This window comes from Streptomyces nanhaiensis (genome assembly GCF_046614825.1).
Taxonomy (GTDB): domain Bacteria; phylum Actinomycetota; class Actinomycetes; order Streptomycetales; family Streptomycetaceae; genus Streptomyces; species Streptomyces radiopugnans.
Window position 1 is genome coordinate 1 of record NZ_JBKJFM010000009.1, and the last position, 20,751, is coordinate 20,751.

At 72.5% G+C, this 20,751-nt stretch carries 13 protein-coding genes, 1 tRNA gene and 1 pseudogene; 1 reads left to right on the forward strand and 14 read right to left on the reverse strand.

The genetic code is table 11. From position 1 onward, the window contains the following. From ACLIYP_RS04765 to ACLIYP_RS04820, 12 genes are all read right to left on the reverse strand, one after another. A partial coding sequence (locus ACLIYP_RS04765) for a polysialyltransferase family glycosyltransferase (protein WP_412711926.1) occupies nt 1–1,406 on the reverse strand: 1,406 nt, incomplete at its 3' end. A gap of 37 nt (nt 1,407–1,443) precedes the next feature. Next, entirely contained in the window at nt 1,444–2,427 is a 984-nt protein-coding gene (locus ACLIYP_RS04770) for a glycosyltransferase family 2 protein (protein WP_412711880.1), read from the reverse strand. A 294-nt stretch (nt 2,428–2,721) separates the two neighbouring features. After that, a complete protein-coding gene (locus ACLIYP_RS04775) occupies nt 2,722–4,071 on the reverse strand; it encodes a serine/threonine-protein kinase (protein ID WP_412711881.1) in 1,350 nt (449 codons plus the stop codon). After that, complete coding sequence (locus ACLIYP_RS04780; RefSeq protein WP_412711882.1) at nt 4,068–4,799, reverse strand: hypothetical protein; 732 nt, start codon at nt 4,797–4,799, stop codon at nt 4,068–4,070. Before ACLIYP_RS04780 ends, ACLIYP_RS04775 begins: the two co-directional genes overlap by 4 nt. A 131-nt stretch (nt 4,800–4,930) precedes the next feature. Further along, the gene (locus ACLIYP_RS04785) at nt 4,931–6,958 is read right to left on the reverse strand and encodes a CocE/NonD family hydrolase (RefSeq protein WP_412711883.1); all 2,028 of its coding nucleotides are present in this window, start codon (nt 6,956–6,958) and stop codon (nt 4,931–4,933) included. A gap of 29 nt (nt 6,959–6,987) precedes the next feature. Beyond that, complete coding sequence (locus tag ACLIYP_RS04790; protein ID WP_412711927.1) at nt 6,988–8,331, reverse strand: ATP-grasp domain-containing protein; 1,344 nt, start codon at nt 8,329–8,331, stop codon at nt 6,988–6,990. Nucleotides 8,332–8,534: 203 nt separating this feature from the next. Continuing rightward, nucleotides 8,535–9,518: an aldo/keto reductase gene (locus ACLIYP_RS04795; RefSeq protein WP_412711884.1), complete on the reverse strand. Its 984-nt coding sequence runs from the start codon at nt 9,516–9,518 to the stop codon at nt 8,535–8,537. 139 nt (nt 9,519–9,657) lie between these two features. Continuing rightward, complete coding sequence (mfd, locus tag ACLIYP_RS04800; RefSeq protein ID WP_412711885.1) at nt 9,658–13,239, reverse strand: transcription-repair coupling factor; 3,582 nt, start codon at nt 13,237–13,239, stop codon at nt 9,658–9,660. Nucleotides 13,240–13,510: 271 nt separating this feature from the next. Then, the gene (locus ACLIYP_RS04805) at nt 13,511–16,087 is read right to left on the reverse strand and encodes an ABC transporter permease (protein ID WP_412711886.1); all 2,577 of its coding nucleotides are present in this window, start codon (nt 16,085–16,087) and stop codon (nt 13,511–13,513) included. Then, a complete protein-coding gene (locus ACLIYP_RS04810) occupies nt 16,084–16,872 on the reverse strand; it encodes an ABC transporter ATP-binding protein (RefSeq protein ID WP_412711887.1) in 789 nt (262 codons plus the stop codon). Before ACLIYP_RS04810 ends, ACLIYP_RS04805 begins: the two co-directional genes overlap by 4 nt. Nucleotides 16,873–17,298: 426 nt before the next feature. Next, a tRNA-Gln gene (locus ACLIYP_RS04815) sits at nt 17,299–17,370 on the reverse strand. 7 nt (nt 17,371–17,377) lie between these two features. Continuing rightward, entirely contained in the window at nt 17,378–18,079 is a 702-nt protein-coding gene (locus tag ACLIYP_RS04820; RefSeq protein WP_412711888.1) for a hypothetical protein, read from the reverse strand. A gap of 167 nt (nt 18,080–18,246) precedes the next feature. Here ACLIYP_RS04820 and ACLIYP_RS04825 point away from each other — a divergent pair. After that, a pseudogene (locus tag ACLIYP_RS04825) lies at nt 18,247–19,652 on the forward strand (sensor histidine kinase). Here the strand turns inward: ACLIYP_RS04825 and ACLIYP_RS04830 are convergent. Together ACLIYP_RS04830 and ACLIYP_RS04835 are read right to left on the reverse strand one after the other, a co-directional pair. Next, nucleotides 19,633–20,145, reverse strand: a complete 513-nt coding sequence (locus ACLIYP_RS04830; RefSeq protein ID WP_412711889.1) for an SUKH-3 domain-containing protein — start codon at nt 20,143–20,145, stop codon at nt 19,633–19,635. The pseudogene ACLIYP_RS04825 and the gene ACLIYP_RS04830 overlap by 20 nt on opposite strands. Further along, complete coding sequence (locus ACLIYP_RS04835) at nt 20,142–20,648, reverse strand: YwqJ-related putative deaminase (protein ID WP_412711890.1); 507 nt, start codon at nt 20,646–20,648, stop codon at nt 20,142–20,144. Before ACLIYP_RS04835 ends, ACLIYP_RS04830 begins: the two co-directional genes overlap by 4 nt. Nucleotides 20,649–20,751 lie beyond the last annotated feature (103 nt).

Sequence of the window (20,751 nt, forward strand, 5' to 3'; positions counted from 1 at the left end):
GCCGCCCGCCTGACCCGGCGCGCGGCGCGCAGCGCGTGGTCGCTGCCGGGCAGACGGCGCACCAGGCCGGGCGTGAGCCCTCCGGGCAGGCCGAGCGCGGTCAGGCGGCGCCTCTTGAAGTAGCGGGCCGTGGTGTCGTCCAGGTGGGCGGTCAGCCACGCCTCGGCCTCGGCGCGCAGGGCGGGGTAGCGCTCGGCCTGCATGCAGTACCCGACGGCCCGCACCAGCGGCTCGGCCCGCCGCACCGCCTCCCCGGACTCGGTGACCACCTCGCCGCGCGCCCCCTGCCCCGCGCCCGGGGCCTCCAGGTCGGGCACGAGGGCGTCGACGAGGGTCAGCGGGACGCGGTTGCTGTTCTGGTACGGCGTCAGCCGGTCCAGCAGCGGCCCGGTGCCCACCCGGGCGACGGGTACGCCGTACAGGGCGGAGGCGGTGAGCAGCGCGGTGGAGAAGCAGCCCACCACCAGCTTCGGGCGGCACCGCCGGAAGACGGTCTCGGCCAGCATCGGCCGCTCGGGCACCACCAGCCGTACGCCGGTGTCCGCGGCGGCCTTGTCCAGCACCCTGGAGTAGCGGGCGGGCGCGGTGGGGTGGGGCTTGAAGAGGACCGCGCGGTGCCCGGCCGCGGCAGCGCCGCGCAGCATCCGCTCGTGCAGCGCCTCCTCCTCGTCCACGGTGAGGATGCCCAGCGCCGCCAGGTACTGGCCCAGCAGCACGGCGGTGGGCAGGCCCTCGCCGTCCGGGTCGAGTTCGGCGTCCAGGCCGTCGTCCCCGGCGGCGTCGTCGAGTTCGTCGAGGACGGAGCGGAAGACCTCGTTCGGCACCAGCTCGGACGGCACCCCGTACTCGGTCAGCAGCAGCGGTGTCAGGCCGGGCACCAGATCGAGGTGGAGCAGCCGCTGGATGCGGCAGGCCAGGGTCTGCGGCAGCTTCTCGCGGGTGGGGCCGTAGCTCATCAGGCCGTCGGCGTAGACGTGGACGGAGGCGCTCGCGAAGATCGCGGCCAGCGCCTTCGCGGGACTGACGTGCACGGACTCCACGACGAGGTCCACCAGCCCGTCGCCCAGGTCCCAGCTCGCGCGGAACATCCGCTCCCACAGCGGGCAGTCGTTGCCCGCCGGGCTCCAGGTGCTGGGGTGGTGGGGGCGGATGGCGTCGTTCCAGTCGACCACCCGGTCGAAGCGGGCGGTCAGCCGGTGCCAGCCGCGCATGCCGTCCAGCCGGGAGGCGGTCTCGGGCACCTCGGCGTTGTTGGAGACCAGCAGGACGCGCAGCGTCCGGTGCCACGGCCCGAACAGGCCCGCGTCCAGGGCGGCGGCGAGCGTGGCGGCGCCGTAGAGGGTGGAGACCTCGAAGACCTGGACGCGGGTGCGCGCGCCCGCGCCGCTCCCGGAGGTGTCCCCCATGCCGGTGGTGCCGGTGGTTCCCGTGGTGCCCGCCATGTCAGGCCGCCTTCCGTGCCGTGCCGCCCAGCAGCCGCCGCAGCGTCCTGGCGCGCTCTTGGTCCATCGACGTCAGGGTCCGCTCCAGCACCTCGCCCGGCATCCGGCGCAGCGCCGCCGCCGACTCGTGCTTCAGCCGCCGCGCGGCCGCGGGCTCGTAGCGGTGGGCGTTCGCCGCGTGGAAGGCGATCATGGCGCAGTAGGTCCGCACGATCTTGGGCAGGAAGCGCTCGGCCTCGCGGTCGGCGGCGACCTCGGCCAGGATCAGGTCGTGGGCCGGTATGAAGTCCAGTTGCCTGGCGTCGCGGATCTGGGTCAGCGAGGTGGCGACCCCGCGCCGGTAGAAGACGCCGAGCAGGCCGACCGCAGCGAACGTCCTCGCCCGCAGGTGGAGCTGCCACATGAAGACGCGGTCCTCGGCGGTGCGCAGGTGGGTGGTGAAGCGCATGCCCAGGCCGTCGCCACCGGTCTCGAACAGGCGGCGGCGGTAGATCCCGGCCCAGACGAAGGGGTAGTCCACCATCGTCTCCATCTCGGCCGGCGCGATGGCGTCCCGCGTGCTCAGCACCGCGTCCCGCCGCCGCGCCGGGGCCCGCTTGACGACCCGGTCGCGGCCGGTGGACTGCACGTGGTCGGTGCGCACGAAGTCGCAGTCCAGCTCCTCGACGGCGCGGAGCAGGTCGCGCAGGTATCCGGGCGCGTACCAGTCGTCGCCGTCGAGGAAGGTCAGGTACTCGCCCTCGGCGGCCTCGATGCCGGTGTTGCGGGCCTGGGCGATCCCCCGGTTCTCCTCGTGCCGCACCAGCCGGGCGCGCGGCAGACCGGTCACGGCCCGGTCGAGGATCTCCGCGGTGGCGTCCGTGGAGCAGTCGTCGACCAGGATGAACTCCGTCCCCGGCCGCGCGTTGGCCGCGAGGCTGCGCAGGGTGTCCTGCGCGTACTCCTGGACGTTGTGGAAGGGGACGATCACTGAGAGCTTCGGCACGTGGTTTCCAGACGCTGCGGACAGGGCGGCGGGCCGGACCCCCACCGTCCACGGCTGCCGGCCCCGCAGGGCGAGGCTAGCCACACGCCGGTCACACCGGATGCCGTCGAGGGGACACCCGGGTGAACTCTGAACGTACGCTCGGTGGACGACCTTCCGAAGGGCTGTCCGGCGGGCTGTCCCGCCCGTCGCGGGACGCGCCGTACGACGGGCCACGGCGGGCCGTCCGGAAGGCCGCCGGGACGGTTCCGGCAGGCTCCCGGCCGGTGCCCGGTCAGCGCGGCCGGCGGCCGGTCAGCGGCCGAGCCGCTCCAGGCACAGCGCCTCGTCCTGGCGGAGCTGGACCACCACCGGGTCGTGCGGGCCGCGTTCGGCGGTGTACTCCTGGGCGAGCCGGCCGATCTCCGGCAGCGCCCGCGCGTACTGGCCGGTGTCCAGCAGCACCGCCGCGTACTGCTTGCGCAGGGTGCGGACGACGGGCGAGTGCGCCCCGTGCTCGGCGACGGCGGCCGGGAGGGCGTGACCGAGGAGATCGGCGACGCGCGTGTAGTGGCCGGAGGAGAGCAGGGTGCGGACCTCCTCCAGGGTGGTGCTCAGATCGGCCGGCGGCGGGGGCGGCCCGAAGCCGGGCGGGGATCCGGCACCGGGGCCGGGCTGGAACGCGGCGGGCCGCACGACCACCGTGGGCACCGGTCCCGGACCCGGCGCCCGGCCGCGCGGCGGCCAGGGGGCCATGGGCTCGCGGAACGGGCGGGTGGGGTCCAGCGGCAGGGCGGGGCCGCCCTGCCCGGGCCGGGGCAGCAGCGGCGCGAGGGCGGCGTACACCTCGTGGGCGTCCTCGGGACGCCCCGCGGGCTCCTTGTCCAGCAGCCGCCACACCAGCGCGTCCAGCTCGGCGGGCGTCTCCGGGCGCAGCTCGCGCACCCGCGGGGGCGTGTGGTGGAGCTTCTTGTACAGCAGCCCGGTCGGCTCGGGGGCGTCGAAGGGGACCCGGCCGGTGAGGAGTTCGTACAGCAGCACGCCCAGCGCGTACAGGTCGGAGCGGGGGCCGACGGGGCTGCCGCCCATGGCCTGCTCGGGCGCCATGTAGACGGGGGTGCCGATGAGGGAGCCGGTGCGGGTCAGCCGGGTGGTGTCCCCGGCGGACCGCACGGCCGCGATGCCGAGGTCGAGGATGACCACCCGGCCGTCGGGCCGCACGATGACGTTGCCGGGCTTGAGGTCGCGGTGGACGATGCCGACGGCGTGCACCTCCGCCAGGGCCGAGCACATCTGGGCGACGACGGCCACGGCCCACTGCGGCGGGTAGGGCTCCCGCTCGGCGATGTGGTCGCGCAGGTCGCTGCCCTCCAGCCGCTGCATCACCAGGTACAGCTCGTCGCCGTCCCGGCCCGCGTCGTGGACGGAGACCAGGCCGGGGTGGTCGATCTGGGCGGTGACGCGGCACTCGCGCTCGAAGCGCTCGCGCAGCTCCTCGGGGTCCGTACCGCCGGACAGGGAGGCGACCTGCCCGGAGTGCATCAGCTTCACGGCGATCCGGCGGCCGCCGAGACCGAGGTCGCGGCCGCCCCAGACCTGGCCCATGGCGCCCCGGCCCAGCGGCTCGGTCAGCTCGTAACGGCCGGAGATCAGGCGCCCGTTCACCGGCCGTGCCGCCCGTCGCCGCCACCGTTCCCGCCGTCGTGCCCGCCGTCGTGCCCGCCGTCGTGCCCGTGGTGTCCGTCGCGCTTGCGCAGCAGCTCGCCGAGTTCGTCCAGTTCGGAGGCGACCTGGCGCATGCGCGGCGACTGCGGCGGCTGCGGCGGCTGTACGGGCGGGGACTGCCGGGACTGGGGGTAGCCGTACGCCGGGGGCCGGGCGGACGGGGCGGGCGGCGGGGCGGGCGGCTGGACGGACGGGCCGGGCAGGGGGTGGCCGTAGGCGGTGGGCGCGCCGGCGATCCCCGGGAACCGGGGTGCGGGCGGGGCGGGGTGGTGGGTGTGAGGGACGCCCGGCAGGGGGGCGGCCGCCCGGTACGGTGCGGGGTCGCGCAGGAAGCGGTCGCCGAGGACGGCGTGGGCCACGGAGCCGCCGATGAGCAGGACGCTGTACAGGCCCGCCCAGAACTGGGCCATGCCCTCCTCGCCCGGCTCGTTCGCGGGGACGTTGACCAGCAGCACCACGTAGACCACGGTCAGCACCACGCTCACCGCGAAGACCGCCCAGTCCAGCGGTCTCCTGCGGATGACCGCGAAGCGCAGCGACGGGACCCAGGCCAGCAGCCCCACCGACCACACCGGGAACGACGCGAAGAACAGTCGCAGCGCGATGCCCCCGAATCCCGGCCCGCGGCGGGACGGGGCCGGGTGCGGGGTGGCGGCCGGGCCGTACATCAGCGCTCAGACTCCCTGTTGCGACATCGTTCGGTGCGAAGGGTATACACCGCCGCGGACGGTGGGGTCCGGTGTTCGCGGGCCGATACCGTTCCGATGCCCGCCGCACCGAGCCCGCGGGAGGGAGCCGTTCAGACGTGGTCGCGGGGCAGCGTCTCGTTCCAGGTGCGGGAGAACACCCGGCGCTCCCCCTCGTACCCGTCGAGGGTGGCGTCGACCGTGAACTCCTCCTCGGTGCAGCTCAGCACCGTGCGGGTCACCGTCCGCACGTTCCAGTCGCCGCGCGAGAACTCCATCGTCCACTGCGACTCGCCGCGGGCCGAGGTGAAGTCGTCGGCGACCGAGTCGTAGCGCTCGTAGGCGCGGCGGCGCACGTCCAGGTCGATGTCCTCGAAGTGGACCGTCCCGCCGTCCTTGACGATCTCCAGCGCCGACCCGTAGTCCACCAGGTTCCGGGAGACCTCCCAGCGCTGCTCGGGCGGCTCGACCTGGCGGGTGCGGATCGGCTCGGCGCCCTCGGGCTCGCCGAACGGCTCCCCGGCCACCTCGTCGGACTCCGCCACCGGGCGCACCGGCAGCCTCAGGGAACTGCCGGGCGCGTACACGCTCAGCAGTGCCGGGCGCGGCGGCGGCCAGGCCAGCGGCCAGTACGAGGTCGACAGCGACAGCCGGATGCGGTGGCCCGGCGGGAAGACCTGCGCCACACCGTTGAGCTGCACCGTCGCCCGGTAGCGGCGGCCGGGCCGAAGCGGCTCGGGCTCCGCCTCGTGGCCGCCCAGGCGGGTGAGGTTGAGCAGCCCGTAGGTGACGCGGGTGGCACGGCCGTCGGGGGCCACGTCGGACAGGCGGGCGGCGACCATCGCCACCGGCTCGCTCACCGACAGCTCCAGCTCCACGCTCGGCGCGCCCAGGATCTCCACCCGCTCGGCCAGCGGCTCGGTGTCGAAGACCATCGAACCGCCGTCCTCCTCGCGCTGGTCGTAGGGGAGGTCCGGCGGCGCGTTGTAGGAGGCCCACTTCCCGGCGAACTGGCCCACCGACAGCGGCGACCGCACCGTCAGCTCCGTCTCCCGCGGCTCCTGCCCCGGCCGGTGGAGGCGGTGCGCGCCCAGCGGCAGCTCGGTGGGGGTGATGTGCGGCGACGGCCAGGACGGCTCGCCGACCCAGCGGCCGGGCCGCTCCTCGTACGAGGTCGACGGCGGCACGCTCTCCTGCATCCAGGTGCGCAGCATGGGCCCGTCCATAACCCCGTTGTCGGCGCCCTTGAGCCAGTGGTCCCACCAGCGCACCACCTCCTGGAGGTAGCCGATGGCCGGGCCCGGCTGCCCCAGGTGGGGGTACTTGTGCGACCACGGCCCGATCAGGCCCTTGCGGGGCACGTCCAGGTTCTCCAGCAGGCGCGTGACGGCGTTGGAGTAGCCGTCCGCCCAGCCGCTGGAGGCCAGCACCGGCACGTTCACCGCCGGGTAGTCCTCGCAGACCGAGGCGTGCCGCCAGTAGTCGTCGCGGCGCTGGTGGCGCAGCCACTCCAGCACCCACGGCCGGGTGTTCTCCAGCCGCTCCAGCCACATCCCGCGCCACCGCTCGCCCACCAGCGCCGGATCCGGCGGGCAGGTGCCGTAGGCGAACATCGTGCCCGCCTCGGCCAGGTTGTCCGACAGCAGGCAGCCGCCCATGTAGTGCATGTCGTCGGCGTACCGGTCGTCGGTGAAGGAGGAGATGACGATCGCCCCCAGGCTCGGCGGACGGCGGGCGGCGACCTGGAGGGCGGCGAAGGCGCCCCAGGAGATGCCCATCATCCCGGTGCGGCCGTCGCACCAGGGCTGCTCGGCGAGCCAGGCCAGCACGTCCTCGGCGTCGGTCTGCTCCACCTCCAGGTACTCGTCGCGCAGCACCCCCTCGGACTCGCCGGTGCCGCGGATGTCCACCCGCACGCAGGCGTAGCCGTGGCCCGCGATGTAGGGGTGGTGGATGGAGTCGCGCACCGAGGTCAGATCGCGCCTGCGGTACGGGATGTACTCCAGCACCGCGGGCACCGGCTCCCCGTCGGAGGAGACCGGGCGCCAGATCCGGGCCGCCAGGCGGGTCCCGTCGGAGACCGGGATCCACACGTGCTCCTCTTCCCTGATCGCGTACGGCAGGCTGGTCACGTGGCGCACGGCCGGACCACCTCCTCTCCCCGCCCGGTTCAGGCGGCCTGCTCGGACTCGCGGTCGTTCCCCTGGTCGCCGCCCCGGCCGCTCTCCCGGCCGTTCTCCTCGGCGAACTCGAACGGCAGCATCGCCAGGCAGCGGTCGTACTTGGCCCGCATCTCCTCCTCGCTGTCGGCGCCGACGAAGACGTGCGCCAGCTCGAAGCTGTAGCTGTCCTGGCCGGGCATGTCCGACAGCCGCTGCCCCTCCTGCGGCTTGACGGTGATCCGCACGCCGGGCACCTCGCGCTCCACGCGCTCGATCTCCTCGGCCGTCGGCACGCGCGTCACCAGTCCGTCGGTGAACTGGCGGTGGTACCACTTGGCCGCCACCTCGTAGGGGCCCTCGCGGTAGGGCAGGTCCGGGTCGCGCCCCATCGCCAGGCTGAGCATGGCGTGGTGGTTGGGCACGCCGTCGACGTACTCGAACAGCTCGGCGTGGGACTGCGAGTGGCGCGGGTTGATCTCCAGCAGGCTGATCTCGCCGGTGGCCGCGTCGTAGAAGTACTCGATGCTGAAGGTGGCCCAGTCCATGCCGATCTGCTCGATCACCCGCCGGGAGACGTCCCGCAGCCGCAGCTGCACCGGCTCGGGCAGCGAGGCGGGGTACTGGTGGCGCAGGAAGCAGGGGGTGTCGGGGTAGTTGATCGAGTCCAGCACGCCGTAGACGGTCACCTCGCCGTCGTACACGTAGCCCTCCACGGCGGCCTGGACGCCCTTGAGCGACTCCTCGGCCAGGCAGGCCTGCCCGCCGGCCTCGGCCACCTCAGGCGGCAGCTGGAGGCGCCGCATCACGAACTCGAAGGGCCGGCCGACGCGGGTGATGCCCTCGCGTATCTCGGCCACCGCCGCCGCGAACTCCTCCTCGTCCTTCACCCCGAAGGCCAGCTCCGAGGAGTAGGACTTCACCGGTTTCAGCCACATCGGGAAGCGCAGCCCCTCGGGCGGTCGGGGCTCGCCCTCCAGGTCCACCAGCGCGAAACGCGGATGCTCGTCGACGACCTTCTGCTGCTCCAGCCGGCTCCAGTACTTGTGCTCGCACTTGACCACCGACTCCAGGCTGGTGGCGCGCGTCCCGTAGCGCTCGGCCAGGATCGGCACCAGCGTGCTGACGGGGAAGTCCCAGTAGCCGACGATGGCGTCGATGCCGCCGTCGAACGCGTCCAGCTGCTTCTGCGCCTTCTCCAGCAGCTCGGCCACCGGGATCTCGCCGTGCTGGAGTTCCTCGACGCTCAGCAGGGGGTGGAAGCGGTACTCCACCGCGTGCGGCACCGCGCGCAGCGTCCTGATGTTCTCCTCGTCCAGTCCGATGACGAAGACGTTCGCCTGACTCACTTGGATGACTCCCTCGTGCCGGTTCCTCACGAGTCCTTCCGGCTACCCGGGGACAACAGGGGACATTCACCCACATGGGGCGACCGGGCACACAAGGCACGGAAAGGGAGAGAAGGTGCCGACGGTGTGAAGAGGGAGAGGAGAAGGCGGCGGGGCCGGTCGCCATCCACTTCGACCGGTCCCGCCGCCCGTCCGCCGCGCGGGCACCCCTACCAGCGGTGGTGCACCTGCGCGCGGATGCTGCGGTCGTACAGGGCGGCGATCGCCTCCAGCGTCCGCTGCGGCAGCGGCGGCAGCTGCGCCGCCGCGGCGTTCGCCCGCGCCTGCCCGACACTGCGCGCGCCGGGGATCACCGAGGTCACCCCCGGCTGCTGGATCACCCACCGCAGCGCCGCCTGCGCCGGCGTCACCCCCTCCGGCGCCAGCTCGGCGAACTCCGCCGCCGCGGCCAGGCCCGTCTCGTAGTCCACGCCCGAGAACGTCTCGCCCTGGTCGAACGCCTCACCGTGCCGGTTGAAGCTGCGGTGGTCGTCCGGCGAGAACACCGTCTCGCGGGTGTAGCGGCCCGACAGCAGGCCCGACGCCAGCGGCACCCGCGCGATGATGCCCACCCCCGCCTCGGCCGCCGCCGGAAGGACCTCCTCCAGCGGCTTGAGGCGGAACGGGTTCAAGATGATCTGCACGCTCGCCGTGCCCGGCCGCGCGATCGCCTCCAGCGCCTGCGCGCACGTCTCCACGCTCACCGCGTACGCCGCGATCCGCTTCTCCGCCACCAGGGTGTCCAGCGCGTCGAACACCTCGTCGGAGGAGTACACCTCGGACGGCGGGCAGTGCAGCTGGACCAGGTCCAGGGTCTCCACACCCAGGTTCGTGCGGGAACGGTCCGTCCAGGCACGGAAGTTGGCCAGGTTGTAGTTGCCGGGCAGCTGCTCCGCCCGGCGCCCCATCTTCGTCGCCACGAACACGTCCGCACCCGGACGCTCCGCCAGGAAGCGGCCGATCAGCCGCTCGCTGCGGCCGTCCCCGTACACGTCGGCGGTGTCGAGGAACGTCACCCCGGACTCCACCGCGGCGTCCAGCACCGCCAGCGCGTCCTCCTCGCGCACCTGCCCCCAGTCGGCACCCAGCTGCCAGGTGCCCAGTCCCACGACGGACACCTCGCGGCCCGTCCTGCCCAGTACTCGCTGCTCCATGACACCCGATCCTACGTTCCGGCCGGCCCGGCGGACCGGGCCGGTCCTCGCAGGTCACCGACTACGGGAACGCTCCCATGATCGGCTTCCGGATCGGCTTCCGGACGGGCCCCGGATCGGCCCCGGACCGGCCCCCGCGTCAGCCCAGCACCGTGGTCAGGAACTCCCCCGTCCACGCCAGCAGTTCGCGCCCCACCACCGGCTTCCCGCCGATCCGCGCCGTCGCCGGACGCGGCACCAGCACCTGCCCGGCCGCCGCCTTCACCACCGACCGCGGATACAGCCGCTTCAGCCGCAGCTCCTGCGACTCCCGCAGCTCCACCGGCGAGAACCGCACGTTCGAACCCTGCAGCGTGATGTCGGTGACGCCGAAGGAGCGCGCCAGCATCCGCAGCCCCGCCACCAGCAGCAGGTTCTCCACCGGCTCCGGCAGCGGACCGTAGCGGTCGGCCAGCTCCTCGCGCACCGCGGCGATGTCCTCCTCCGAGTTCGCCGACGCGATCGCCCGGTACGCCTGCAGCCGCAGCCGCTCCCCCGGCGCGTAGTCGTGGGGCACGTGCGCGTCCACCGGAAGCTCGATGCGCACCTCCAGCGGCGCCTCCTCCGCCGCGCCCCCGGACTCCAGCGCCGCCCGGTAGTCGGCCACCGCCTCCCCCACCATCCGCACGTACAGGTCGAAACCGACCCCCGCGATATGACCCGACTGCTCCCCGCCCAGCAGATTGCCCGCCCCGCGGATCTCCAGGTCCTTCATCGCCACGTACATGCCCGCGCCCATCTCCGTGTGCTGCGCGATCGTCGCCAGCCGCTCGTGCGCCGTCTCCGTCAGCGGCTTCTCCGGCGGATACAGGAAGTACGCGTACCCCCGCTCCCGGCCGCGCCCCACCCGGCCCCGCAACTGGTGCAGCTGGGACAGGCCGAACATGTCGCCCCGCTCCACGATCAGCGTGTTGGCGTTGGAGATGTCGATGCCCGACTCCACGATCGTCGTGGAGACCAGCACGTCGAACTTCTTCTCCCAGAAGTCCACCACCACCCGCTCCAGGGCCGTCTCCGACATCTGCCCGTGCGCCGTGGCGATCCGCGCCTCGGGAACGATCTGCCGCAGCCGCGCCGCCGCCCGGTCGATCGACTCCACCCGGTTGTGGATGTAGAACACCTGGCCCTCGCGCAGCAGCTCGCGCCGGATCGCCGCACCGATCTGCCGCTCCTCGTAGGGGCCGACGAACGTCAGCACCGGATGCCGCTCCTCCGGCGGCGTGGTGATCGTCGACATCTCCCGGATGCCGGTGACCGCCATCTCCAGCGTCCGCGGGATCGGCGTCGCCGACATCGTCAGCACGTCCACGTTCGCCCGCAGCTTCTTCAGCTGCTCCTTGTGCTCCACACCGAAGCGCTGCTCCTCGTCGACGATCACCAGGCCCAGGTCCTTGAACCTCGTCTCCGACGAGAACAGCCGGTGCGTGCCGATCACCACGTCCACCGAACCGTCCCGCAGCCCCTCCAGGACCGCCTTCGCCTCCGCGTCCGACTGGAACCGCGACAGCGCCCGCACCTTCACCGGGAACTGCGCGTACCGCTCCGAGAACGTCCCGAAGTGCTGCTGCACCAGCAGCGTCGTCGGCACCAGCACGGCCACCTGCTTGCCGTCCTGCACCGCCTTGAACGCCGCCCGCACCGCGATCTCCGTCTTGCCGTAGCCGACGTCGCCGCAGACCAGCCGGTCCATCGGGACCGACTTCTCCATGTCCTCCTTCACCTCGGCGATCGTCGTCAGCTGATCGGGCGTCTCCATGTACGGGAACGCGTCCTCCAGCTCCCGCTGCCACGGGGTGTCCGCGCCGAAGGCGTGCCCGGGAGCGGCCATCCGCGCCGAGTACAGCCGGATCAGGTCCGCGGCGATCTCCTTGACCGCCTTCTTCGCCCGCGCCTTCGTCTTCGTCCAGTCCGCGCCCCCCAGCCGGTGCAGCGACGGCTGCTCGCCGCCCACGTACTTGGTGATCAGCTCCAACTGGTCCGTCGGCACGAACAGCCGGTCCCCGGGCTGCCCCCGCTTGGCGGGCGCGTACTCCACCAGCAGGTACTCGCGCGTCGCCCCCTGGACCGTGCGCTGCACCATCTCCACGTACCGGCCCACACCGTGCTGCTCGTGCACGATGTAGTCACCCGGCTGCAACGTCAGCGGATCGATCGTCTTGCGCCGCCGCGCCGGCATCCGCCCCAGATCCCGGCTCGCCGCCTTCTGGCCCGACAGATCCGTCTCCGTCAGCACCGCCAGCCTCAGACCCGGATCGACGAACCCGTTCTCCAGCGTCCCGCACGAGACGTGCACCACCGACGGGGAGATCTCGCCGAGCTCCGGCTCCAGCCGCGCCGCGATCCCCTCACCCCCCAGCACCTCCACCGTGCGCGCCGCCGGACCGTGCCCCTCCGTCAGGAACACGCACCGCCAGCCGTCCGCCAGCCACCCCTTGGTGTCCGCCAGCGCCCGTGCCGTGTCCCCCCGGTAACTCTCCGGAGCCCGCATCCCCAGCGTCAGCGAATCGGCCCCCGGCCCCGCGTCCGCCGTGCCCGCCGCATCCGCGTCCGCCGCATCCGCCGAACCCATGGCGAACGGACTCACCGACCACCACGGCATCCCCAGCTCACGCGCCCGGTCCCGGACGTCCGCGATCCCCCACAGCGACGCCGCCCCCACATCGATCGGCGCCTCGCCCCCACCGGCCGAGGCCGCCCACGACGCCTGCAGGAACTCCTGGCTGGTCGCCACCAGATCCGCCGCCCGCGTACGCACCCGCTCCGGATCGCACACCACCACCATGCTCCCCGACGGCAGCACGTCCAGCAGCAGCTCCATGTCGTCCACCAGCACAGGCGCCAGGGACTCCATCCCCTCCACCGCGATGCCCTCGGCGATCCTCCCCAGCAGCTCGCCCAGCTCCGGATGCGCCCGCGCCAGCTCCGCCGCCCGCGCCCGCACCCGGTCCGTCAGCAGCAGCTCACGGCACGGCGGCGCCCACAGCCCGTGCTCCGCCACCTCCAGCGACCGCTGATCGGCCACCTTGAAGTAACGGATCTCCTCGACCTCGTCCCCCCAGAACTCCACCCGCAGCGGATGCTCCTCCGTCGGCGGGAACACGTCCAGGATCCCGCCCCGGACCGCGAACTCCCCCCGCTTCTCCACCAGCTCCACCCGCGCGTACGCCGCCGCCCCCAGCGCGTCCACCACCGCGTCCAGCTCCACCTGCTGCCCCGTGCGCAGGCCCACCGGCTCCAGATCCCCCAGACCCTTCACCTGCGGCTGCAGCACCGACCGCACCGGGGCCACCACCACGCTCACCGGCCCCGCCGCCGGATCGTCCGCACTCGGATGCGCCAGCCGGCGCAGCACCGCCAGCCGGCGCCCCACCGTGTCCGACCGGGGCGAGAGCCGCTCATGCGGCAGCGTCTCCCACGCCGGGTACTCCACCACCGAGTCCTCCCGGCCGGGCGGCATCAGCGACCGCAGCGCCGACGCCAGGTCCTCCGCCTCACGCCCCGTCGCCGTCACCGCAAGCACCGGCCGCCCCGACGACCGCGCCAGCGCCGCCACCGCGAACGGCCGCGCGGCCGGCGGACCCACCAGATCCACCTCGCGCCGACGGCCGTCGGCAGCGGCCCGCACCGCCTCGGCCAGCGCCGGATCCACCACGACCGCATCAAGAAGACCGGTGAGACTCATCGAGACGTTCCATCCCAGAGGCTGGACAACAAGGGCACGCACACCGGCGCCCCGGACAACACGAACAACCCGACACGCCGAGCGGGCCGGGGGTCCCAGCCTACGACGACCGGCACCCCCCGCGTCGCCCGTCCACCGCCCTCCGGCCACCCCCGCCCACCGCCGGTCCGCCACCCGCACAGCACCGCGGCCCGGCCCCGGCGGGCGCACACCGCACCCACCGCGACCGGGCCGCAGCACAGACCCCACGAGCGCCGCCGGCCTCCGCGCGCTACTCCGTGGCGATCGCGTTCAGCACGTTCATCCGGCCCGCCCGGAACGCCGGCACCAGAGCCGCCACCAGACCCACCACAGCGGCCCCCACGAACACCCCCGCGATCGTCGGCCACGGCACCTGGAGCACCTTCAGCCCCTCCAGCGCCAGCAACCGCTGCGCCGCCACGCCCCAGCCCAGGCCCAGCCCCAGACCCAGCAGCGCACCGAACAACGCGATCACCACCGACTCCAGCCGGATCATCCGCCGCAACTGCCGCCGCGACAGCCCGATCGCCCGCATCAGACCGATCTCACGCGTCCGCTCCACCACCGACAGCGCCAAGGTGTTCACCACACCCAGCACCGCCACCACGATCGCCAGCGCCAGCAGCCCGTAGACCATGTTGAGCAGCTGCCCCACCTGGTCCTCCAGCAGCTCCTTGTAATCCGCCTGGTTACGGACCTCGTACTGCGGGAACGGCTCCAGCTCCTTCTTCAGAGCCGCGTACGCCGCGTCCTCCTGCCCCTCCTCCGCCTTCGCGAACAGCATCATGTTCAGCGGCATCCGGTCCTCGGGCACATACCGCTCGGCCGTCGCCGTGCTCAGGTACATCGCGCCCTGGTCCACGCTCGTGTCCGCGGCCGTGATCGCCCGCACCGTCAGCTCCGCCGTGCCACCGGCCGCGAAATCCACCTCGACCCGGTCGCCGACCTCCACACCGTGCGCCTTCGCGAAGTCCTCCGGCACCGACATCGAATCCCGCTCGTAGGCCGCCGGCAGCTCACCCGCCACCGTCTCCACCCGCAGGTCCTCGGCATACGTCGCGGAAGCCGCCGTAACCGACTCCTCCACCGACTCGCCGTCCGGACCCGTCAGCCGCGCCTCCAGCCACCGGTACTCGGTGACGTGCTCCACACCCTCCGTACCGCGCACCCGCTCCACGGCCTCCGGCACCACCGGCTGCCCCGCGCTCGACATCATGATGAAGTCCGCGCCCACCGACCGGTCCAGCTCGTCACCGGCCGACGCCACCAGCGACGCCCCCACCACCGACAACGACGCCACCAGCGCCAGCCCGATCATCAGCGCCGCACCCGTCGCACCCGTACGGCGCGGATTGCGCAGCGCGTTCCGCTCCGCCATCCGCCCCACCGGGCCGAACACCCGCAGCACCACCGCGCCCAGCACCCGCACCACACCGCCCGCCAGCAGCGGACCGACCAGCACGAAACCCACCAGCGTCAGCACCACGCCCACGGCCAGGAACAGCGACCCGCCGGCCGCGTCGTCCGACCCCGCCGCCGCCACCAGCGCACCCGCACCGGCCAGCGTCAGCGCCAGACCCACACCCGAGCGGACCCGGCCCACCCGGCTCCCCGCCGCCGGCAGACCGTCGTCCCGCAACGCCGCCATCGGCGACACCCGGCCCGCGCGCCGCGCCGGAAGGTACGCCGCCAGCACCGTCACCACGACGCCCAGCACCACACCGACCACCGGCGTGATCCACCGCAGCGTCAGATCGTCCGTGCTCAGGTTCATGCCCACCAGGCCCATGAGCTCCATCAGCCCCACGGCCAGGCCCACACCGGCGGCCACACCCACCACCGAACCCAGCACACCCAGCAGCACGGCCTCCACCAGCACCGAACGGTTCACCTGCCGACGGCTCGAACCGATCGCCCGCATCAGACCGATCTCACGCGTCCGCTGAGCCACCAGCATCGAGAACGTGTTCACGATCAGGAACACGCCCACCAGCAGCGCGATCCCCGCGAAACCAAGCAGCGCGTACTTGATCACATCGAGGAAGGACCCGATCTCGTCCTTGCCCTCCGCCGCGTACTCCTCCTGGGTCCGGACCTTGTACTCCCCCGAACCCAGCGCCGCGACGACACGCTCCTTCAGCTCCTCGTCGCTCACGTCCCCGGCCGCCATCACATACACGTCCGTGTAGGCGTCCGGGTCCCCCAGCAGCCTCTGCTGCACCGTGCCGGTGTCGAAGTACACCACCGTCGCGCCCGGGTTCGTCGACCTGAACGCCGCCACACCCACGATCTCCGCCCGGAAGTCACCCAGCGCCGAGATCGTGCGCAGCTCCTCCCCCAGCTCCAGACCGTGCCTGTCCGCCGTGTCCGCGTCGACCATCACCTCGCCCGCGCCACGCGGCAGCCGGCCCTCGGTGACCTCCATCGACTTCTCGTCGATCTCGGTCCAGTTGCTCGCGATCGTCGGCGCACCCGTCGACGACCCCATGTTCTCGTTGTCGGCGTTCACCACCGTCACGCTCGTGCTGTACGCGCCACCCGAGACCGAGGAGACCCCCTCGACCCCCTCCAGCTCGTCCAGCAGCGAACCCGGCACCGTCGCAGGCCGCCCCGTCGTCGGCTGCCCGTCGCTCTCCGCATCCTTCGCCGAGACCGTCACATCCGCCGCCGTCTGCGAGAACAGCCGGTCGAACGTCGTGTTCATCGTGTCCGTGAACACCAGCGTCCCGCACACGAACGCCACCGACAGCACCACCGCGACACCGCTCAGCAGCATCCGGCCCTTGTGCGCCACGAAATTGCGCAGCGAAGTCCTCAGAACGGTCATGACACCCGCCCGAACGTGTCGAACGCCTTCATCCGGTCCAGCACAGCCTCCGCCGTCGGCCGCAGCATCTCGTCCACGATGCGCCCGTCCGCCAGATACAGCACCCGATCCGCGTACCCCGCCGCCACCGGATCGTGCGTCACCATCACGATCGTCTGGCCCAGCTCGTCCACCGAACGCCGCAGGAAGCCCAGCACCTCCGAGCCGGAGCGCGAGTCGAGGTTGCCGGTCGGCTCGTCACCGAAGATGATCTCCGGCCGGGCGGCCAGGGCGCGGGCGACGGCCACGCGCTGCTGCTGGCCGCCGGAGAGCTGGCTGGGGCGGTGCTTGAGGCGGCCCGACAGGCCGACCGTCTCCACCACGCGGTCCAGCCACTCCCGCTCGGGCCTGCGGCCGGCGATGTCCATCGGCAGCGTGATGTTCTCCAGCGCCGTCAGGGTGGGCAGCAGGTTGAACGCCTGGAAGATGAAACCGATCTTGTCCCGGCGCAGTTGGGTGAGCTTCTTCTCCTTCAACCCCGTGATCTCGGTCTCACCGATCCACACCTGCCCCGACGACACCGCGTCCAGTCCCGCCAGGCAGTGCATCAGCGTGGACTTGCCCGAGCCCGACGGGCCCATGATGGCCGTGAACGCCCCCCGCGCGATGTCCACGTCCACCCGGTCCAGCGCCACCACCCGCGTCTCGCCGGCGCCGTACGCCTTGACGACCTGCCGCGCCCGCGCGGCGACGGCCGTACTTCCTCCACTGCCCCCGGTCCTGGGATTCACTACAGCCGTTGTCACGGTATGTCTCCTATATCGACTGGCATCGACCGTCCGGGCCGGGGCCTCCCCGAAGCCCTCGGCGCCGGCCGGCGCTGGACGGCACTGAACTGACCTGGTCTGGATCTGGATTACGCGAAGAGCCTGCCGTGCACGGGACGGCGCCGCGATGGTGCGCGGTGCCGTATCCGTACGGGGGCCGGCACCACCCCCGCCTGTGCGGCGCCCCCTGCATCAAGCAGCCTAGGGAGCGATCCGCCCGCCCTCGTCCTGCCAGGGGACGAACCGCGGGTAGGAGGAAGGGGGTACCACCCCCTAGGGGAATCGGCCCCGAGGATGCCCTTTACCCCTACGTCAACCTCAACCCGGCGCGGGGTCGACGGGCCGCTCGCGCATACGGCGAAGGGCCCCGACCGGTGGGTCGGGGCCCTTCACTCGAACCTTGAGCTCCCCCGCCAGGACTCGAACCTGGAATGATCCATCCAAAGTGGATAGTGTTGCCGATTACACCACAGGGGATGGCAACTCAGGCCAAACCGGACACTCGCTCGGACCGCCGACTGGCCTCCACCACTATGCCGTACCACCAGCCCTCGATGCGACGGTACAGGTCCGCCCCGCCACGAACCCTGACCACACAGCACCCTCTGTAGTCCTCACCGGTGTTCTTGCGCACCGTCTTGGGGTTGTGTTTCTTGAGCGTGGTCTTGCCCAGCGCGGCGACGTCCACGCCGACGAGATCAGCCCAGTAACGTTCGGCCGCCGCCACATCCGCCGACTCGTGGATCATGACGTGGAAGCGCAGCCGCTCGGGTTCCACTCCGAGTAGCGCGAGCCACGCGAGGTAGACCTCGATCATCGACGGATCGCTGTTGACGAAGACGACCGTCTCCTGCACCCGGTGCGGCTTGCTCTTCGAGCCCTCGGCCCAGTAGAGCCCCACTCCGACCATGAACAGTTCCCGGTCGGTCATGGGGTGGATCTCGTTGGCCGCTGCCAGCTTCGTCTGCTGACGCCTGATCGCCACGGCACGCCGGTGGGGGGCCCATCGCGCCTCCGCCATCATGCGAGCGTGTTCCACCCTTCGTTGCGGCCTCGGCAGATCCCGCGCCCACAACGACACCGAGCTCTTCGACACCCCCAGCTCCGCCACGATCTCGTCGTATGTGCGGCCCGCGCGGCGCAGGGCGCGGGCGCGCTCCTTCATCTCCTTCTTGGCTCGAACCATGACGCCAGCCTGGACCCGCGAAAGCGTGCGCGGTTCGAAAATCCGGATGATTCAGTGGTTCGGGTGAAAAATAGCTTCTTCATCACCGCGCATACCGGCACGCACACGGTTTTCCGCGGGCGGAGCCGCCCCGAAAACCGCTGGCTGGCGGTCGTAGGCTGGGCGGTATGACCGAGACGGGGGAAAGCGTCGGAGCCCGTGACCAGGGTGATGCGCCTCGGGGGCCGTTGTGGTGGACGCGGCGCCGGAGTGCGGTGCTGGACGTGGGGCTGGCACTGGCGTCGGGTGCGGAGTGTGCGGCGCAGGGGGTTCCGTTCGCGCGTGACGCGGGCGTTCCGGTGGGGTTGTCGGTGGCTCTGGGTGCGCTGGCGGGGTTGGCCTTGGTGCTGCGGCGCCGGTGGCCGATCGCGGTGGTGCTGGTGGCCATCGCGGTCACACCCGCGCAGATGGGTTTCCTGCTGGGGACGGTGGGGCTGTACACGCTGGCGGCGTCGGAGGTGCCGCGGCGGATCATCGGTCTGCTGGCCGGTATGCAGGGGCTGGGGACGCTGGTCGTCTCGGCCATGGAGCTCCAGCGGAACGTGGGGCGGGACGACTACGGCTACGACCCGCCGGTGTGGTTCGTTCCGCTGGTGTCGGTGCTGATGTCGGTGGGTGTGACGGCGCCGCCGGTGCTGCTTGGGCTGTACGTGGGTGCGCGGCGGCGGCTGGTGGAGAGTCTGCGGGAGCGTGCGGACGGTCTGGAGCGCGAGTTGTCGCTGCTGGCGGACCGTGCGGAGGAGCGTGCGGAGTGGGCGCGCAACGAGGAGCGGACGCGGATCGCGCGGGAGATGCACGACGTGGTGGCGCACCGGGTGAGTCTGATGGTGGTGCACGCGGCGGCGTTGCAGGCGGTGGCGCGGAAGGATCCGGAGAAGGCGTCGCGGAACGCGGCGCTGATCGGGGACATGGGGCGGCAGGCGCTGACGGAGTTGCGGACGATGCTGGGTGTGCTGCGGGCGCACGAGGGGAAGTCCGCGGGGTCCGCGCAGGTGCCGGGGGCGTGTCGGCGGGGGCTGCGGGGGCGGAGCGTCCGCTGGCCCGGGTCGCGGAGGTCGCGGAGGTGGCCGCGGCGGCCGCGGGCCGGGATCCGGCGGAGGACGCGGAGGGCGGCCCGGCGGGGGGCTCGGAGGAGTCCGGTGGGCCGTGTCTGCGTGAGCTGGACGCGCTGGTGGGGCAGTCGCGGGCGGCGGGGATGCCGGTGGAGCTGGCGGTGGAGGGGGAGGTGCGTTCGTATGCGCGGCGGGTCGAGCAGACGGCGTACCGGGTGGTTCAGGAGGCGTTGACGAACGTGCACAAGCATGCGGCCGGTGCGCGTACGCGGGTGCGGTTGGCGCGTCGTGCGGGTGAGGTGGCGGTGCTGGTGGAGAACGAGGCGCCGGTGGAGGGTGTGCGGGGTGCGGGGCTGCCCAGTGGGGGCAACGGCCTGGTGGGGATGCGTGAGCGGGTGGCGGCGCTGGGCGGGGGGTTCGTGTCGGGGCCGACGGAGGCGGGGGGTTTCCGGGTGTCGGCGGTCATTCCGGATCGCGGGTGAGGCGTTTGGGGTTGGTGCCGGTGACGAGGGTGGTGAGTGCGGCGTCGATGGTGGGGCCGAGGTACCAGTCGCCGGTGTGGTCGATGCTGTAGACGCGGCCCTGTTCGTCGATGGCGAGGAGGGCGTTGCCGTTGTCCTCTTCGCCGAGGGGTGCGATGGCGGTGTCGAGGGCGCGTCCGAGGTCGTTGAGGGTGCGGGGCCAGTGGAGGCCGTACAGGGGGTCGATGCGGACGGCGGTGGGGGCGATGTGGCGGCCGGGCTCGGTGCCCGCGATGTGGAGTCCGCCGAATTCGGCCCAGGCTTCGACGGCTGCGGGGAAGACTGCGTGCTGGTGTCCGGTGGGTGAGCGGTGTGCCCGGAGGGTGTCGGCCCAGATCTCGGCCTGTGCGATGTGGTGGCGTCCGGGTGTCCAGCCGGCGTTGCGGAGGGCGGCGTCGACGGGGACGGGGAAGCGGGTGGTGGTGTCGCGGGGGTGGGGGATGGGGGTGTTCACCGTTCTCCTGCGGGGTCGACGGGGCGTACGCCGAAGTGTGCGAGGAGGGCTGTGCAGGAGCGGCAGGGGGGTGCGTAGGTGCCGTGTGCGGGGTCGCCGTCCTCGCGGATGCGGCGGGTGGTGATCTTGGCGCCTTTGAGGGCTTTGCGGGCCTCGCCGGTGCTGAGGGGTTTGCGGCCGGCGCGTTTGCCGCGGGTGGCTTCGGTGGTGGTGAGGTGGCGGGAGATGAGGACGGCCTCGGGGCAGCGTCCGGTGTGGCGTTCGCGTTGCGGGGTGGTGAGGGTGTCGAGGTAGTCCTGTACGAGGGGGTGGAGGGCCGGGGGGTTGTCGGCCTTGCCGGCGGTGCAGGTGAGGGTCTGGCCGCGTACGGAGAGGGCGGCGGCGACGGTGGGCATGATGCCGTCGCGGCGGTGGCGCGGGACGGGGGTGGTGTCGTCGGGCGCGCCCCAGCCGATGCGGGGGTCTCCGGGGTGTTCGGCGGTGTTGTGTTGTGTGGCGTGCATGGTTGGGTTTCCTCCCCGCGCATCCCCCCGATGGCGTTGGTTCAGAGTGCCAAACGCCTGGGCTTTTGGGAAAGCGGGGTCGGTTTCGGGGCATGTCGTGTGG

Bases quoted from the DNA above. Each gene is read 5' to 3' on its own strand.
- ACLIYP_RS04835 (WP_412711890.1), bottom strand. From the start codon at position 20,648: ATGCACGCCACACAACACAACACCGCCGAACACCCCGGAGACCCCCGC.
- ACLIYP_RS04795 (WP_412711884.1), bottom strand. From the start codon at position 9,518: ATGGAGCAGCGAGTACTGGGCAGGACGGGCCGCGAGGTGTCCGTCGTG.
- ACLIYP_RS04805 (WP_412711886.1), bottom strand. From the start codon at position 16,087: ATGACCGTTCTGAGGACTTCGCTGCGCAATTTCGTGGCGCACAAGGGC.
- ACLIYP_RS04780 (WP_412711882.1), bottom strand. From the start codon at position 4,799: ATGTACGGCCCGGCCGCCACCCCGCACCCGGCCCCGTCCCGCCGCGGG.
- mfd (WP_412711885.1), bottom strand. From the start codon at position 13,239: ATGAGTCTCACCGGTCTTCTTGATGCGGTCGTGGTGGATCCGGCGCTG.
- ACLIYP_RS04820 (WP_412711888.1), bottom strand. From the start codon at position 18,079: ATGGTTCGAGCCAAGAAGGAGATGAAGGAGCGCGCCCGCGCCCTGCGC.